The sequence below is a fragment of the Dehalobacter restrictus DSM 9455 genome (assembly GCF_000512895.1).
GTDB lineage: Bacteria > Bacillota > Desulfitobacteriia > Desulfitobacteriales > Syntrophobotulaceae > Dehalobacter > Dehalobacter restrictus.
Map to the genome: position 1 here is coordinate 1,114,059 of NZ_CP007033.1, position 17,039 is coordinate 1,131,097.

The 17,039-nt window shown below is 46.6% G+C and carries 12 protein-coding genes and 1 pseudogene; all 13 read left to right on the top strand.

All coding sequences use genetic code 11. From position 1 onward, the window contains the following. The first annotated feature begins 390 nt into the window (after window positions 1-390). The 13 genes and pseudogenes from DEHRE_RS05295 to DEHRE_RS05360 all read left to right on the top strand — a co-directional run bounded on the left by DEHRE_RS05295 (window position 391) and on the right by DEHRE_RS05360 (window position 17,035). The gene (locus DEHRE_RS05295) at window positions 391-4,104 is read left to right on the top strand and encodes a PolC-type DNA polymerase III (protein ID WP_025205409.1); all 3,714 of its coding nucleotides are present in this window, start codon (window positions 391-393) and stop codon (window positions 4,102-4,104) included. Between the two features lie 158 nt (window positions 4,105-4,262). Further along, window positions 4,263-4,721 carry a ribosome maturation factor RimP gene (locus DEHRE_RS05300; protein WP_025205410.1) on the top strand — a complete coding sequence of 153 codons (459 nt, stop codon included), beginning with the start codon at window positions 4,263-4,265 and terminating at the stop codon, window positions 4,719-4,721. 27 nt (window positions 4,722-4,748) lie between these two features. Next, window positions 4,749-6,221, top strand: a complete 1,473-nt coding sequence (nusA, locus tag DEHRE_RS05305) for a transcription termination factor NusA (RefSeq protein ID WP_025205411.1) — start codon at window positions 4,749-4,751, stop codon at window positions 6,219-6,221. Between the two features lie 38 nt (window positions 6,222-6,259). After that, window positions 6,260-6,526: an RNase P modulator RnpM gene (gene rnpM, locus DEHRE_RS05310; RefSeq protein WP_025205412.1), complete on the top strand. Its 267-nt coding sequence runs from the start codon at window positions 6,260-6,262 to the stop codon at window positions 6,524-6,526. Further along, window positions 6,523-6,840, top strand: coding sequence for a L7Ae/L30e/S12e/Gadd45 family ribosomal protein (locus DEHRE_RS05315; protein WP_015044122.1), 318 nt, complete (start codon window positions 6,523-6,525; stop codon window positions 6,838-6,840). Before rnpM ends, DEHRE_RS05315 begins: the two co-directional genes overlap by 4 nt. A gap of 459 nt (window positions 6,841-7,299) precedes the next feature. Next, window positions 7,300-10,090: pseudogene (gene infB / locus DEHRE_RS05325) on the top strand (translation initiation factor IF-2). Between the two features lie 22 nt (window positions 10,091-10,112). Then, on the top strand, window positions 10,113-10,487 hold the full coding sequence (gene rbfA, locus DEHRE_RS05330) for a 30S ribosome-binding factor RbfA (RefSeq protein ID WP_015044118.1): 375 nt from the start codon (window positions 10,113-10,115) through the stop codon (window positions 10,485-10,487). Beyond that, window positions 10,468-11,463 carry a DHH family phosphoesterase gene (locus DEHRE_RS05335; protein WP_025205413.1) on the top strand — a complete coding sequence of 332 codons (996 nt, stop codon included), beginning with the start codon at window positions 10,468-10,470 and terminating at the stop codon, window positions 11,461-11,463. The genes rbfA and DEHRE_RS05335 overlap by 20 nt, the downstream gene beginning before the upstream one ends. Beyond that, the gene (gene truB, locus DEHRE_RS05340) at window positions 11,447-12,331 is read left to right on the top strand and encodes a tRNA pseudouridine(55) synthase TruB (RefSeq protein ID WP_025205415.1); all 885 of its coding nucleotides are present in this window, start codon (window positions 11,447-11,449) and stop codon (window positions 12,329-12,331) included. Before DEHRE_RS05335 ends, truB begins: the two co-directional genes overlap by 17 nt. A gap of 34 nt (window positions 12,332-12,365) precedes the next feature. Further along, window positions 12,366-13,310: a bifunctional riboflavin kinase/FAD synthetase gene (locus tag DEHRE_RS05345; protein WP_025205416.1), complete on the top strand. Its 945-nt coding sequence runs from the start codon at window positions 12,366-12,368 to the stop codon at window positions 13,308-13,310. A gap of 95 nt (window positions 13,311-13,405) precedes the next feature. Beyond that, entirely contained in the window at window positions 13,406-13,672 is a 267-nt protein-coding gene (gene rpsO, locus DEHRE_RS05350) for a 30S ribosomal protein S15 (protein WP_015044114.1), read from the top strand. A gap of 219 nt (window positions 13,673-13,891) precedes the next feature. After that, complete coding sequence (locus tag DEHRE_RS05355; protein ID WP_025205418.1) at window positions 13,892-16,030, top strand: polyribonucleotide nucleotidyltransferase; 2,139 nt, start codon at window positions 13,892-13,894, stop codon at window positions 16,028-16,030. A gap of 249 nt (window positions 16,031-16,279) precedes the next feature. Continuing rightward, complete coding sequence (locus DEHRE_RS05360; protein ID WP_019226876.1) at window positions 16,280-17,035, top strand: polysaccharide deacetylase family protein; 756 nt, start codon at window positions 16,280-16,282, stop codon at window positions 17,033-17,035. Window positions 17,036-17,039 lie beyond the last annotated feature (4 nt).

Sequence of the window (17,039 nt, forward strand, 5' to 3'; positions counted from 1 at the left end):
CTGTGGCCCCCAGACTGATCTTAGGGTTATTCAAGCAAGTCTGCATGTCAGAATGTAGATTATTCTTGAGAATTTATTAAAAGAAAAGAACAGTGTACTCGTTATACTTCTCAAAGTTACATGCTTAATTTAAGCAAACATTATAATCTTATTATCCAAAGATTATCCAAAGATTATCCAAAGATTATCCAAAGATTCAGTCTGTGTGCCACAATTCCAGCGTCAAGCGGAGCATGGAGTGCGAAGCGCGGCCTTTTGTGTCATGGATGACACAACGGCCGAAAGCGGATTTGTGGCATACAGACCAACCCCAAATAAGTTACATAGTAAGTTACATAGTAATATGCAGTGATGTGAAATTGCGTTTGGATACAGAGGAGGCATTCATTGGTGTTAAATGCGGCAGTCAAACTGGAAGCAACACCGTTTTATCAGGAACTACCAAGTGATGTCAGCATGAGGCTGGATACTTTTCTAAATTACATACTGCTGGAGAGGGTGGAGATTGTTCCTGAACAAAGAAAGTGGATACTCCATCTTTCTTTATCCTGTCCGGTCCAGGAAGAGATTCTGGGCCTCTTAACTGAATCCCTAAAGAAAAGATTAAATAGTGGGAACGAAAATAACGGAATCACGATTGAGATAAAAACAAAAATGTCTCCCGATTTTACCCTAGAGATGCTTTGTCAAGAACATTGGCTGCAAATCATCCAGGATATTCACGAGAAAGTGCCTTCCCTTAAGGTCTGGCTGAATGCTTCCGTAAAATACGAGGTTGTTAATAACAGATTGACCTTCTTCGTTCCGAGCATGATGGCGATGGAATATTGTCAGTTGAAACAGGATAGTCTGGAAAGCTTCTTTCAGCAGAAATATGGTATGGAGGCAAGAATTTTCTGGGAAATTGAAGAGACTGCTGCTGAAGAAGAAATCTATTTTGACGCGGAAAAAGAAGAGCAGAAGTATGTAGAGGAAATCCTGTCCAAAAAGTCTGAAGAGAAAAAAGAGAAGAAAGAGCAGAATGCTGTTTTGCTTGGCAGAGAGATAAAGGGTACGCCGGCTCCGTTAGCCGATATTCATGACGAGGAGAAACAGGTCATTGTAGAGGGTGAGGTCTGCGAAACAGAAATCAGACGATTAAAAAGCGGACGTCAATTATTGTCGTTCGGGTTGACAGACAAGACAAACTCAATAGGCTGCAAACTGTTCTTTGACGAAGGGAAAAAACCTCTGGAAATCAACAAAGGTGACTGGCTCAGAGTGAAAGGGGCCGTGCAGTTCGATCGTTATACGACCGAGCTGACGTTGATGCCAAGGGATATGATGACTGTTTCGAAGACGTCCAAGCCGGATCTTGCGGAAGAGAAACGGGTTGAACTGCATCTGCACACCAAGCATTCGGAAATGGATGGTGTTTCATCGATCCAAAACATGGTGAAGCGAGCCGGTGAATGGGGACATACCGCGATTGCTGTAACAGACCACGGGGTCGTTCAGGCTTTCCCGGATGCAGCTGAAGCCGGGAAAAAGTACGGTGTCAAAATCATCTATGGCATGGAAGGCTATTTGGTCGAGGATGCTGGAACTAATCCGGTCGAGTTGAGCCGCAGCCGTTCTTTTCATATTATTATTCTGGCTAAGGATTATATCGGCTTAAAAAATCTGTATAAACTTGTTACCGCTTCCCATATGGAGTATTTTTACAGACGTCCCCGCATTCCACGTTCACTGCTTGATGCCCACAGGGAAGGTTTGATCCTTGGTTCGGCCTGCGAATCAGGAGAACTGATGCGGGCAATCTTGCAAAAAAAAGATGCGGCAGAAATCAAAAAAATTGCTTTGTATTACGATTATCTGGAAATCCAGCCGCTGGGGAACAATCAGTTTATGCTGAAAAACGGTGAGGTTTCCAGTGAACAAGAATTGATCGATATTAATCGGCGCATTGTCTCTCTTAGCAAGGAACTTGGTATTCCTGTCGCGGCTACCTGTGACGTCCATTTTCTTGATAAGGAAGATGAAGTTTACCGAAGAATTTTGATGGCCGGGAAAGGCTTTGCCGATGCCGATGAGCAGGCTCCGCTGTATTTCAGGTCAACGGATGAAATGCTCAAGGAATTTGCTTATCTTGATGAAGAGGATGCCTATCGGGCGGTAGTTGCAACACCGAGAATGATTGCTGAACAGGTCGCTGAAATCAAACCGTTCCCGGACGACTTTTTTGAACCGAAGATTGAAGGCGCTGCCGATAAAATCCGGGATATGACGATGACCAGAGCGTATGAGCTGTACGGCAATCCTTTGCCGGAAATGGTTCAGAAAACCTTAAATAAGGAACTGGATTCCATTATCGGCAACGGTTTTGCTGTGTTGTACCTGATTGCGCATCTGCTCGTAAAAAGATCGAACGAGGATGGTTATCTGGTCGGATCAAGGGGTTCCGTCGGTTCATCACTCGTCGCAACTTTTACCGGCATCACGGAGGTCAATCCGCTTCCGCCACACTATCGTTGTGCTAACCCGGAGTGTCTTTATTCAGAGTTTGTGACGGACGGAATCGCCGGAGCAGGTGTGGATCTGCCGGATAAAATATGTCCGCAGTGCGGCAGGGAACTGGTCAAAGACGGACATGACATCCCGTTTGAAACCTTCCTGGGCTTTAAAGGAGACAAGGTTCCTGATATCGATCTAAATTTCTCGGGAGAATATCAGCCCAGAGCTATGAAATACACCGAGGAGATATTTGGCAAGGAAAATGTTTTTCGGGCCGGAACGATCTCCACGATTGCTGAAAAAACTGCCTATGGTTTTGTGAAAAATTACCTTGAAGAAAGAAAGGTCAAATATAACCAGACAGAACTGAACCGGCTGGTTAACGGCTGTACGGGCGTAAAAAGAACAACAGGACAGCACCCGGGAGGATTAATGGTTATCCCGAAAGAATGCGATGTCTTTGATTTTACCCCGCTGCAAAGGCCAGCTAACGACACCTCCTCAGATATTATTACGACCCACTTCGACTACCATTCCATCTCCGGGCGTTTAACCAAACTGGACCTGCTCGGTCATGACGATCCGACGTCGATTAAAATGCTGGAGGACCTGACAGGGCTTGATGCCAAGAAAATCCGACTCGATGACACGCAAACCCTCTCACTTTTTTCGAGTACGGATGCGCTTGACGTGACTGCGGAGGAAATCGGGTCCACGACCGGAACACTCGGTATCCCGGAATTTGGTACAAAATTTGTAAGACAGATGCTGGAAGACACCAAACCTTCAAGCTTTTCCCATTTGGTCAGAATATCCGGACTTTCCCATGGTACGAATGTCTGGGTTGGCAATGCCCAGGACCTTGTCTTAAACGGTACAGCTGACATCTCCAACATTATTGCCTGCCGTGATGACATTATGATCTATTTGATTCAGATGGGACTTAATTCCAGCCATGCCTTTAAAATTATGGAGTCGGTCCGCAAGGGTAAAGGACTCAAAGATGAAGATATTGAGGCTATGAAAAAACAAAATGTTCCGGATTGGTATATTGACTCTTGTCAGAAGATCAGCTATATGTTTCCGAAGGCCCATGCTGTAGCTTATGTGACAATGGCTTTCAGGATCGCTTGGTTTAAGATCAATTATCCTGAAGCGTTTTATGCCACATTTTTTACCGTCAGGGCAGATGAGTTTGATGCGGAACTGATCTGCAGCGGTGTGAAAAAGTGCCGGGAGGCTATCAAAGAAATTGCCGCCAAAGGCAACAATGCAACGGCTAAGGACAAGAACCTGCAGACGATCCTTGAGATTGTGGTGGAAATGTACTGCCGGAAGATTAAGCTGCGCAAGGTTAATCTGTGGGAATCAGATGCGGTACGTTTTCAGGTAACACCTGATGGGCTCCTGCCGCCACTGTCATCCCTGCAGGGAGTCGGTGAAACGGCTGCGGCGAGTTTGGTCAAACTCAGGGAACATGGAACGATCAAATCTGTCGAAGATATCCAGGCCCGATCCAACGGAAAGATCAGCAAAACCGTCATTGAAACGCTTCAGCAGCACGGGTGTCTGGAAGGGCTGCCCGATAAAAATCAGCTGAGTTTGTTTTAAACTGGACATTAGGAATATTGCAGACGGAAACAGTATATGATATAGTAAAAGCAGGAATTTTATTCTAAGCAGATTTTTGGTTCAGAGTGGGGATTACCCACTCTTTCATTTGGTATGATGAAAAAATAAAAAATGCTTAACTCTAAAAGGAGTACACGATGAGCAATTCTATTCTAAACAAAGTTAGAAGTTTGGCAGAGCCACTCGTAATGGAGCTGGGACTGGAATTCGTCGATGTCGAGTATGTTAAGGAAGGTGCTTACTGGTATCTGCGATTATATATTGATAAGGAAGGCGGAGTAGAGATTGACGACTGTGCCGAGGTAAGCCATCAAATTAATGAGGTTCTGGATAAAGAAAACCCGATTCCTCAGGCCTATATGCTGGAAGTCTCTTCTCCCGGAATTGAGAGACCGCTTAAAAAGAGAGAAGATTATATTAAATATACAGGAAAGCTTGTCAGTATTAATACGACAGAAGTGTTTGAGGGATACAGCCGCTTTACCGGAAATTTAAAAGGACTGGCTGATGACCAGGTTATCCTAGAATATGAGGGGCGGAAGATTGCCATTCCTTTGTCGCTAATTGAAAAGGCCCATCTTACTTTTGATTTTTAAAATGATTTTGAGGAGGGATTCAGACAGATGAACATGGAGTTCATTGAGGCAATTCACGAATTAGAAAAAGAAAAAGGTATTTCGACAGAGATATTGTTTGAAGCGATTGAAGCTGCTCTGATATCGGCATATAAAAAGAACTTTTCCTCTTTACAGAATGTAAGGATCCATATAGACCGCTTGAATGGAGAAATTAAAGTATATGCCCGCAAAAACGTTGTGGAAATTGCGGATGATCCTCGCACCCAAATATCATTAGAAGAAGCTAAAAAAATGGACCCGAACTATTCAACTGAAGATATTGTTGAATTTGAAGTCACCCCGCGTGACTTTGGCCGCATCGCAGCGCAGACTGCTAAGCAGGTTGTTGTCCAAAGAATACGTGAGGCTGAACGTGGATTAATATACGATGAATATATTAATCGCGAGGGAGATATTGTCACCGGTATTGTCCAACGCTATGAACAGCGTAACGTCATTGTGGATCTTGGCAAGGTGGAGGCCGTACTGCCTGCCTCAGAGCAGAATCCCGGAGTAAACTACCAGCCTTTTGAAAGAATCAAGGCCTATGTTGTTGAAGTGAAGAAAACGACCAAAGGCCCCCAAATTTTACTTTCCCGCACCCATCCAGGACTGATCAAACGATTGTTTGAGCTGGAAGTTCCGGAGATTCACGATGGAATTGTAGAAATCAAAGCAGTTGCAAGGGAAGCAGGTGCACGCTCTAAAATTGCCGTTTACTCGAAAGACAAAAACGTTGATCCGGTTGGAGCGTGTGTTGGACCAAAGGGCAGCAGGGTACAGAATATTGTGAATGAACTGAAAGGCGAAAAAATGGACATCATCAACTGGTCGGCTGATCCGATTGATTTTGTCTCCAATGCGCTTTCCCCGGCCAGAGTCCTGGGTGTTTATCCGCGGTATGAAGACAAGGTAACGTTGGTGGTCGTGCCGGACTATCAATTATCCCTCGCTATCGGGAAAGAAGGACAGAACGCCAGACTGGCTGCAAAGCTGACCGGCTGGAAAATCGATATTAAGAACGAAACGCAGGCGCTCGCTCAGAATTTGATCCCGGAAGACAGCTATCAGGATGAAGAATATGAGAGTGAGTACTATGAACAGGCGTATGAACCCTATGAAGAAGGAGAATATACAGATTATGAAGACGAACCCTACGGCGATTATGTAGAAGGCGAGTATGAAGAATCTGAAGAAGAATATCAGGAATATGATGAAGGCTATCAGGACTACACAGAAGAAGGATACGATGAATATGGTGACGGGAGTTATCAGGAGGACGAGGATAGCCAATACTACGATGAATACGATGAATCTGCAGAATATGACGGCGATGAAAATGCCCGAAATGAAAACAGTGATGCTGATGTGTCATATTCAGAATTAGAATCACCTGCTAATGAAGCTTCCCAAGTAGATGAACAGCAGGAAGCAGAGAAACCCAAGAAAAAGGCCAAATCTTCAAGCAAGAAAAAATAGGCTTCAGTGACCAAAAGTAATTCCTGAAAGGTGAGAAAATGAAGGTACGAAAAATCCCTCTGCGCATGTGTCTTGGCTGCCAGGAAATGAAACCAAAAAAAGAATTATTGAGAATCGTGAAAACATCTGAGGGAGTATTGGAATTTGATCCTTCTTCCAAGAAAAATGGGCGTGGAGCTTACCTTTGCCAGTGTCCAGATTGTCTGATAAAAGCTCTGAAACAAAACCGTTTTGAAAAAACTTTTGGCATCAAACCGACCAAAGAGATGCTGGCCGAAATTGAAAGGCAGATGAATTCTTCTTGACACCAAAAATATTATCATTGCTTGGAATGGCAAGGAGAGCCGGGAAAATTTCTTCCGGAGAATCACAGGTTGAAGCATTCTTAAAAAAACAAAAGGGCTCGTTATTGATTATTGCAGAAGATTCACCGGGCTCTATCACCAAGTACACGCAATGGGCCGATGATCTTCATATTCCGGTTATGATCTGCAGCACGAAACAAGAACTCGGGACGGCTGTCGGATTATCACCAAGAGCACTTATACTGATTATGGATGACGGTTTCGCCAAAGCAATCATCAGGTTGGGGGACACACCTGAAAATGAGCGGGTTTAAATGTTTTAATGTCCCCAGTAAGAGATAAGGAGTTGAAAGGTTATATTTCTATTTTCGTTTTTGGGGGGTGACAATGTGACCAATATTCGAGTTCACGAACTGGCTAAAGAATTGAATATATCCAGCAAGGCTTTAATGGAAAAGTTTAATGATATTGGGGTACCAGTGAAAAACCACTTAAGTGCGGTATCCACGGAGGAAGTTGAAAAAGTTAAAAAAGCGCTGACCAAGACAGGCGAATCACAGCAAAAAGAAGTAAGCAAGCCGGTTAAGGCTGCCGGGGCTGAGGAAAAAGTCCCTGCCAGAAAAAGGACCGAAGAAGATATTCCCCCGGAAAGCTTCAGAGATGCAGAAGGTCACAAAAAAAGTCAGGATCAAAGACCGTCAGGTGAGATGAGACCGCAGGGTCAAAGACCGCCAGGCGAGATGAGACCGCAGGGCCAAAGACCGCCAGGTGAGATGAGACCGCAGGGCCAAAGACCGCCAGGCGAGATGAGACCGCAGGGCCAAAGACCGCCAGGCGAGATGAGACCGCAGGGCCAAAGACCGCCAGGCGAGATGAGACCGCAGGGCCAAAGACCGCCAGGCGAGATGAGACCGCAGGGCCAAAGACCGCCAGGCGAGATGAGACCGCAGGGCCAAAGACCGCCAGGCGAGATGAGACCGCAGGGCCAAAGACCGCCAGGCGAGATGAGACCGCAGGGCCAAAGACCGCCAGGCGAGATGAGACCGCAGGGCCAAAGACCGCCAGGCGAGATGAGACCGCAGGGCCAAAGACCGCCAGGCGAGATGAGACCGCAGGGCCAAAGACCGCCAGGTGAGATGAGACCGCAGGGTCAAAGACCGCCAGGTGAGATGAGACCGCAGGGCCAAAGACCGCCAGGTGAATTCAGACCGCAGGGTCAAAGACCGCCGGGTGAGATGAGACCGCAGGGCCAAAGACCGCCGGGTGAATTCAGACCGCAGGGCCAAAGACCGCCAGGTGAATTCAGACCGCAGGGCCAAAGACCGCCAGGTGAATTCAGACCGCAGGGCCAAAGACCGCCAGGCGAGATGAGACCGCAGGGTCAAAGACCACCAGGAGAATTCAGACCGCAGGGTCAAAGACCGCCGATGAGCGGTGACCGGCCGTATGCGCCGAGACCGCAGGGTGATTTCCGTCCATCACAGCGTCCTGCAGGTGATGACCGGAGACCGCAGGGCGGCGGACGTCCGTTCTCCGACACAGGAAGAAGACCTTCCCAGGGACAGCGTCCGGGAGCAGATAAAAAAGCCCCTACAAACTCAGAGGATCAAGATTGAAGGAAAATCCGTTGAGCTTACTGTCGCCGAGCAGCCGGTAAAACGCCAGCCACCGGAGAAAAAGAAAGCCCATGAGAATAAAGAGTTTTTATTTGATAAACGGCGCAATGATGAAAAAGATTTTTCTTCCATCTTAAGAAAAAATGACCGGAATCAACCAAATCGGAACCAACCCAATAAGATGGTTAAAGAAGTGGTTCCCAAGCATATTATTATTCCTGAGTCCTTGTCAGTTCAGGAACTGGCGCTCAGAATGAGCCGCAAAGCCGGTGAAGTCATCAAGGAATTAATGAAGCTTGGTGTTATGGCGACCATCAATCAGGAAATTGATGCTGATACAGCAACGATTGTCGCTACTGAAATGGGCATGACGCTTGAGGTTAGAGCCGAAAAATCCATGGCAGTCATTGAGGAAGTAGAAGATGATGCGTCCACGCTCAAATTCCGTCCTCCGGTTGTCACGGTCATGGGCCACGTCGACCATGGAAAAACATCTTTGCTCGATGCGATTCGTTCCGCCAATGTCACCGAATCTGAAGCTGGTGGGATTACGCAGCATATCGGTGCTTATCAGGTAGAAATTAAAAATCAAAAAATTACTTTCCTGGATACTCCTGGTCACGAGGCTTTTACAGCCATGAGAGCGAGAGGGGCCCAGGTCACAGATATTGCCATACTGGTTGTTGCTGCGGATGATGGTGTCATGCCCCAGACTGTGGAAGCGATCAACCATGCCAAAGCGGCCAATGTCCCCATCATTGTTGCTATCAATAAAATTGATAAAGAAAATGCCAATCCGGACCGTGTCAAACAGGAACTGACCGAGTACGGCTTAGTTGTTGAAGAATGGGGCGGGGATACGATCACGGTACCGGTCTCAGCCAAAGCTAGACTCAACATTGACACTCTGCTGGAAATGGTCCTGCTTGTTGCAGAGATGAAAGATCTGAAAGCTAATCCGAACCGGAAGGCAACCGGAACCGTTATTGAAGCGAAGCTCGATAAAGGCAAGGGGCCTGTAGCAACTGTCCTGGTATCCAAAGGTACGCTGAATATCGGTGACATTATTGTTGCCGGGCATTCCTTTGGCCGAATCAGGGGGATGGTTGACGACAAAGGCCGCAGAGTAAAAAAAGCGGGACCTTCCATGCCTGTGGAGGTTCAGGGATTGTCTGAAGTTCCGCCGGCGGGAGAAATCTTCAACGTTGTTAACGATGAGAAACTCGCCCGCAGCGTTACCGAAGCCAGAATGGATGAGAAAAAAGCGGAAGAAGTCAAACAAAAATCTAGGATTAGCCTTGATGATCTTTTCGATAAGATCAAAGAAGGCGAAGTCAAAGATTTGAATATCATTATTAAAGCTGACGTTCAGGGCTCTGTCGAAGCTATTAAGCAGTCTCTGGACAAGCTGACGACCTCAGAAGTACGCGTAAACATCATTCACGGCGGAGTCGGTGCGATCAGTGAATCCGACGTGATGCTCGCTGCTGCTTCCAATGCGATCATTATTGGCTTTAATGTCAGACATGATTCCAACACAAAATCGACAGCAGAACTCCAGGGTGTGGACATCAGGATGTACAGAGTCATCTATGATGCGATTGATGACATTAAGGCAGCGATGGAGGGCCTGCTCGAACCGACCTTCAAGGAAGTCATACAGGGTAAAGCGGAAGTCCGTCAGATTTTCAAGGTGCCAAAGGCTGGAACTGTCGCTGGAAGCTATATAACTGACGGCAAGATTCATCGGTCGGATAAGATCAGGGTAATCAGAGATGGAGTTGTCGTTCACGAGGGAGACCTGGAATCTCTGAGACGTTTCAAGGATGATGCCAAGGAAGTTGCGGAAGGATACGAATGCGGGATTGGCTTAAAGAACTTCAATGATCTTAAAGAAGGAGATATCTTGGAAGCCTTTACGATGGAGGAAGTTAAAAGAGAGCTCTAGACCAGCATTGGAGGTTTTCTGAATGGCTAAACACAGGGCTTTTCGCCTGGCAGAATCGATCAAAGCAGAAGTGGCACAAATGATCCGGGAGGATATCAAAGACCCGCGGCTTGGATTCGTGACCGTCACGGATGTGGAGGTAGCTGACGATTTAAGGCATGCCAAAATATTCGTCAGCGTATTGGGAACAGAAGAAGAAATGAAAAGCAGTTTAGATGTTTTAAATAAAGCATCCGGATATCTGCGCAGCGAACTGGGTAAAATCATCAGCCTGCGCTATTTTCCCGAGATCACTTTCAAGTATGATCAGTCTATCGAACATGGCGCCCATATTTCCAAGCTGCTTCGTGAGGTTGGCGCGAAAGGTGAATCCAGCGATGGACAAGACGACGAATAAGGTGATCTCAGAACTGGCTAAAAAATTGGATACAATCTCCGAGGCTGCACTGCTTACGCATATATCCCCGGATGGGGACTGCATTGGTTCAATGCTTGCTTTGGGGATTGCCTTAGAAGGTCTGAACAAAAAAATATGTTATTATAATCCTGGGTTTCTGCCGGTGAATTTGAAGTTTCTTCCGGGTGTGGACAAGATATGTTCTGTTCTGCCTCCGGAAGAGTTTCCAGAAACCCTTATTTTTATTGACTGCGCTGAAGCGGAAAGGGCGTACAGTGGTCTTTGCCCGGAGTTTCTTCAGGGGAAAACGGTGATTAATATCGATCATCATATTTCCAATAACGGTTTTGGTACGGTTAATTGGATTGACGCCGGCGCAGCCGCCACAGGTGAAATGATTTTTCACCTGCTGGGTGAAATGGGAGTTTCCATGACCAAAGAAATTGCAGAGAATCTCTATACTGCGATCATCACGGATACAGGCAGATTCAGCTACAGCAATACCACAGTCGAAAGTTTCAGGATTGCTGCGGAATTGCTCAAAACAGGCCTTGATCTTGTTCAGATCAACAATATACTGTTTGAACAGAAAAGCTTGGCTCAGACCAGACTGCTGCAAAAAGCACTGACGAACCTGGAACTTCATCAGCAGGGAACGATGGCTGTCATTGTTCTGACCAGAGAAGACTTTGAAGAAACAGGTGCAGATGAGAGCTTGAGTGAAGGCTTGGTGAACTATGCACGCAATATTGAAAAGGTGGAAGCTGCTGCGCTGTTAAAAGAAATTGCCCCGGATGAAATCAAAGTCAGTTTCCGATCCAATACCTGGCTTGATGTAAATCAAGTTGCGAGCCGGTTCGGCGGAGGCGGACACCGGCGGGCATCAGGCTGTTCTATTAATGGAACAATGGGTCAAGCCAGGCAAATGATTGTATCCGCACTTGAGGAGGCCCTGAACGTTGGACGGGATCATTAATGTTTTAAAACCTGTTGGCATGACCTCCACAGACGTTGTTAGGTGGCTGCTTCGAAAAACAAAAGCCGGCAAGGCAGGCCATATTGGGACGCTGGATCCCGGAGCTACCGGGGTGCTTCCGATTTGCCTTGGCAAGGCAACGCGGCTGGCAGAATACCATAGCGACCAGGGAAAAAGTTATAGAGCTGAGATTACACTCGGAATCACGACAGATACGCAGGATACTTTCGGACAGGAACTATCGAGGATTGTGCCTATAGTATCACGAGAGCAATTTGTAAATACACTGGAGAATTTTCTTGGTGTCATTGAACAAGAACCACCGATGTATTCCGCTGTCAGAAAAAATGGCAGGCGTCTGTACGAATATGCCCGCCAGGGGATCGATGTTGCAAGAGAAAAAAGACAGGTTGAGATCAAGCGGCTGGATCTGGTGGAATGGCATGAAGAGAAGTTTCCAAGAGTTCTATTCGATGTGGAATGCTCCAAAGGAACGTATATACGCACTTTATGTCACGATATTGGCGCTGCCCTGGGTTGCGGTGCACATATGTCCTTTTTGCTTAGATTAAGCGCAGGCAAGTTTACGCTGGATTCCACCTACACACTGGAAGAGATTGACCAGGCGCTTGCCGACGGCGATGAACACATGCTCCTGGCTCCGGAATGGGGACTCACACTGCCAAAGGCAAGTATACCGGCCTATCGGCTTGCCGCTTTCCGAAACGGGCTTTCTACCGGAGGGGATCTTGTTAATGCTGAAGTGTACGGGGAACAGCTTCCTGTTCAGGTATTTTGTGAGGGACGTTTTATTGGCGTAGGGAATTGGGAAAACGGATGTTTATGCCCCAATAAGGTCATGGGTTAGCAAAGGTTAACAAGGTACTAGGGGGTAAAGGTTTTTGGAAGTTTGCACTTTGATTCCGGGACAAAAATTTGAGCCGACTGTGCTTGCTCTGGGGAATTTTGACGGTATACACCTAGGACACCAGGAGCTGTTGAAGGACGGCTTGGAGAAAGCACGTTCACTGAAGACATTGTTTTCAGTTTTACTTTTTGATCCCCATCCGCTGAAGGTACTTCATCCAGATAGAAAACTGGAATTGATTACTGGCAAGGATGAGAAAATTATGCTATTTGAGAAATTTGGCGTAGACAAAGTGTTCTTATTGCCTTTCTCTCTGGAATTTGCCGAGACAACACCGCAGGAATTCGTTGAAAATATTCTGCTGAAAATCGGGGTCGTTCATGTTACCGTTGGTTTCAACTACTCCTTCGGCTGTCATGGCAAAGGAAAACCTGGCGACCTCGAAAAGTTTGGTGAAGCTTACAATTTTGGGGTAAGTGTTGTCCAAGCCCAGATGCTTGACGACAGAGTGATTTCTTCGACCGAAATCAGACGTGCACTTCTGAACGGGGATATCGATCTAGCCAAGTCGATGATGGGACGCGCACCTACGATTATCGGAACGGTGGTTCACGGTGACGGGCGGGGCAGAGATATTGGATTTCCGACAGCCAACATAGAGACGCATGAGGACTTGCTAATCCCGAAAAATGGTGTGTATGCCGTTACTGCAGAAATTGACGGTAGGATCTACGGCGGGATGATGAATATCGGGATTGTACCGACCTTTAAAACCGGCCAGGAGAAGATCATTGAAATCCATTTTTTTGATTTTCACGGAGATTTATATCGGAAGGACTTATTTATAGATATTCAGGCCAGACTGCGCGCTGAAAAGAAATTCAGCGGAGTCAGGGAAATCACAGAGCAACTCGGCAAAGACATGGAAGCGGCAAAACAAAAGCTGCAAAAACAAAACTTTACAAAATTTATGGAATAAGTTAAAATGACAAAGGTAACCGCTGACTGGGTTCGACGAATCTCCACCGTCTTACTTGGCAGCAGGCGCTTAAAAAATATGGAGGTGCAGAACCAATGCTTACACCGGAGAAAAAGAAGGATATCATTGCGAAGTTTCAGCAGCATGAAGGAGACACAGGTTCACCCGAGGTTCAGATCGCTCTTCTCACTACAAGAATCAGTGAGTTGACAGAACACTTCAAGACCCATAAGAAAGATCATCATTCCCGCCGGGGTCTTTTTAAATTGATTGGACAACGCCGTGCAATGCTGAACTACCTCAAGAAATCCGATTTTAACCGTTACCGCACAGTAGTCACAGAACTCGGCTTACGTCACTAAAAGCCATCGAAAATATTTTGGTCATTCAATTTATATGTTGATATTTACAGGAGCGTGTTCAGCGCTCTTTGTATTTATGTATTAGGGTATTTATCCTTAAGAAAAATTGTCCGGATTGTTTTTTTTGTTCGGGTGCAGGAAATAATAAATAATATGTCGAACACATTCCGGATATAAAAAATTGTGAATAAAAGAAGCGTATTTAAGGAGGTTTCCAAAGTGACTCAAGAAGTCTTGGAACGCTCGCTACAGGTTGGAGGCAGAAACCTGTCGTTTGAAACCGGTATCATAGGTCGTCAAGCCGGTGGGGCAATTTATGCCAGATATGGAGACACAGTCATATCTGCATTTGCAACGACCAGTTCTAAACCACGAGAAGGGATCGACTTTTTCCCTTTGACTGTTGATTTGGAAGAACGTTTTTATGCCGTAGGAAAGATTCCCGGTGGATTCATCAAAAGAGAAGGCAGACCTAGTGAGAGGTCCATATTGTCGTCAAGACTGATAGACAGACCGGTCCGTCCGCTTTTCCCGGACGGTTACCGCAACGATGTACAGATCAGTGCGATGGTCATGTCCGTCGATCAGGACTGTGCACCGGACGTAACGGCTATCAACGCAGTTTCGGCTGCGCTCACGATTTCCGATATTCCTTTTCTGGGTCCTATTGCCGCCGTGGTTGTCGGGCTTGTCGACGGCGAGTTTGTCGTTAACCCGACGGTAGCCCAAGCGGAAATCAGCAAAATGCAGCTGACTGTTGCTGGAACCAAAGATGCGATTATGATGGTCGAGGCTGGTGCCAAGGAAGTTCCCGAGGATCAGATGCTCGAAGCGATCATGTTTGCGCACGAAGAAATTAAAAAGATAGCAGAATTCATTGAGAGATACAGGGAAGCAGCCCTGGAAGTGGGACTTGCCAAGGCTAAAAGAGAAGTCACTCCGGTCGAGATCCCTGCGGAAATATCCGAAAAGGTCCTGGCGTGGGGTCATGACAAGCTCGATCAGGCTATCCGTATTGAAGAAAAACTGGCCCGCCAGGAAGCTGTTGACAAGGTCAAAGCAGACGCGCTCGAAGTTTTCGCCGAGGAATTTCCTGAGGACTTAAAATTAGTTACGAAAATATTGGATGACCTGACCCATAAAATTATCCGCAAGCTGATTACCCACGAACATATCAGACCTGATGGCCGTGCTTTGGATGAGATCAGACCGATTACGATTGAAGTCGGACGTCTGCCGAGAACACACGGCACCGGTTTGTTTACGCGCGGACAGACACAGGTACTCACGGTTGCGACATTAGGAGCTGCCGGTGATGAGCAAATCATCGACGGTCTGGGATTGGAAGATTCCAAACGTTATATGCATCATTATAATTTCCCGGCCTTCAGTGTCGGCGAAGTCCGTCCGAACAGGGGACCGGGCAGACGTGAGATTGGTCACGGCGCTTTGGCTGAACGTGCCCTGCTGCCGATGATTCCTCCGGAAAGTGAATTCCCGTATACGCTGCGTCTGGTTTCCGAAGTATTGGAATCCAACGGATCGAGCTCCATGGCTTCCGTCTGCGGCAGCACACTCGCTCTAATGGATGCTGGGGTTCCGATTAAGGCTCCGGTAGCTGGGATTGCGATGGGATTGATCAAAGAAGAAGACCATTTTGCGATTCTTACCGATATTCAGGGTTTAGAAGACCACGACGGTGATATGGACTTTAAAGTAGCCGGTACTGCCGAGGGCATTACAGCACTGCAGATGGATATCAAGATCAAAGGCGTCAACCGTGAAATCCTCGCTCAGGCTCTGGCTCAGGCCAAGGCTGGCAGGATGTTCATCCTGGATAAAATGCTGCAGGTCCTGCCGCAGCCCAGACCGAATCTCTCGCCATTTGCACCGCGAATTATTACCTTTACCATTCATCCTGACAAAATCAGAGATGTCATCGGACCAGGCGGCAAGATCATTAAGAAGATCGTAGAAGAAACCAAGGTCAAGATCGATATCGAAGATGACGGACAGGTATTTATTGCTGCGGTTGACGGTGAAGCCGGAGACAAGGCAGCTGAGATTATTCGCTCTTTGACGCGGGACATTGAAGTCGGGAAGATCTACAAAGGCAAAGTTGTCCGGATCATGGATTTTGGCGCCTTTGTCGAAGTCATTCCAGGTGTGCTTGGACTTCCGGGAAAAGACGGCCTTGTGCATATCTCCCAGCTCGATGTGAACCGCGTGAACAAAGTAGAAGATGTCGTCAAACTTGGCGACGAGATCATCGTCAAGGCTACCGGCATTGACAAGCAGGGCAGATTGAACCTGTCCCGTAAAGAAGCTCTCGGACAGAGCCAGGGCCAGAAAGAATAAGGAATTTTTGCGAGCTTAGGCCTGCAATCATTAATTAACAAAGCTGACTAACTTCAGCTTACAGAAGGCGTCTCATATAATTGAGGCGTCTTTTTTCTATCTGGGCGTTATGGTACTGAAATTAATGTCTCCGTAATGCATAACCAGCGTCAAGCGGAGCACCCGCCTCAAATAAGTATTTAATAGTCAATATAGAATAACGTCTGTATTACTTCTCATCGTCATATTAATGTAGGGGAGGGGATGCAGATGTCATTTTTTCCTCTGACTAAGATCAAATTTAAAGTAATTACCCTGCTGGTTGTGTTTATCGGTCTTACCTTGATGCAAAGCCGGGTCGTTGGAGTCAGCAACCAGAATTTGCCTGTTCCGATCGATCAAGTTCAGACAGATAATAAAATCATTGCGCTGACAATCAATGTCGATTGGGGGGAATCGTATATCCCGGAAATACTGGATATCCTCGACCGTTATCAGGCCAAGGCAACTTTTTTTGTGACGGGGAAATGGGCCGCCAAACATCCCGAACTCATTCAGCAGATTGCAGCAAAAGGCCATTTGCTCGGCAATCACAGCTATTCCCATCCGCATCCGGACAACCTGACTGTGGTTCAAAATAAAGAAGAGTTAAGCAAGACGGAAAATATAATTAAAGAAGTGACCGGGTGCAAAACAATATACTATGCCCCTCCGTATGGGGAAAAAGGGAAAAATGGACTTCAGGCAGCAGATGAACTGGGCTATACGACCATCCTCTGGACGCTGGACACGATTGACTGGAAGCTGGAGAGCACGCCGGAACTGATAACCCAGAGAATTCTGGATCCTAAAATACGATATGGCGTAAAACCGGAGAAAAAAGGTGCCATTGTCCTGATGCATCCCAAGAAAAATACAGTCAAGGCGTTGCCCGATATCTTAGCCGGTTTAAAAAATGAAGGTTTTAGTTTCGTAACGATAGAAAAATTAATAACAACTGGATTAACAGGAAATACTACTCCTTGAGCAA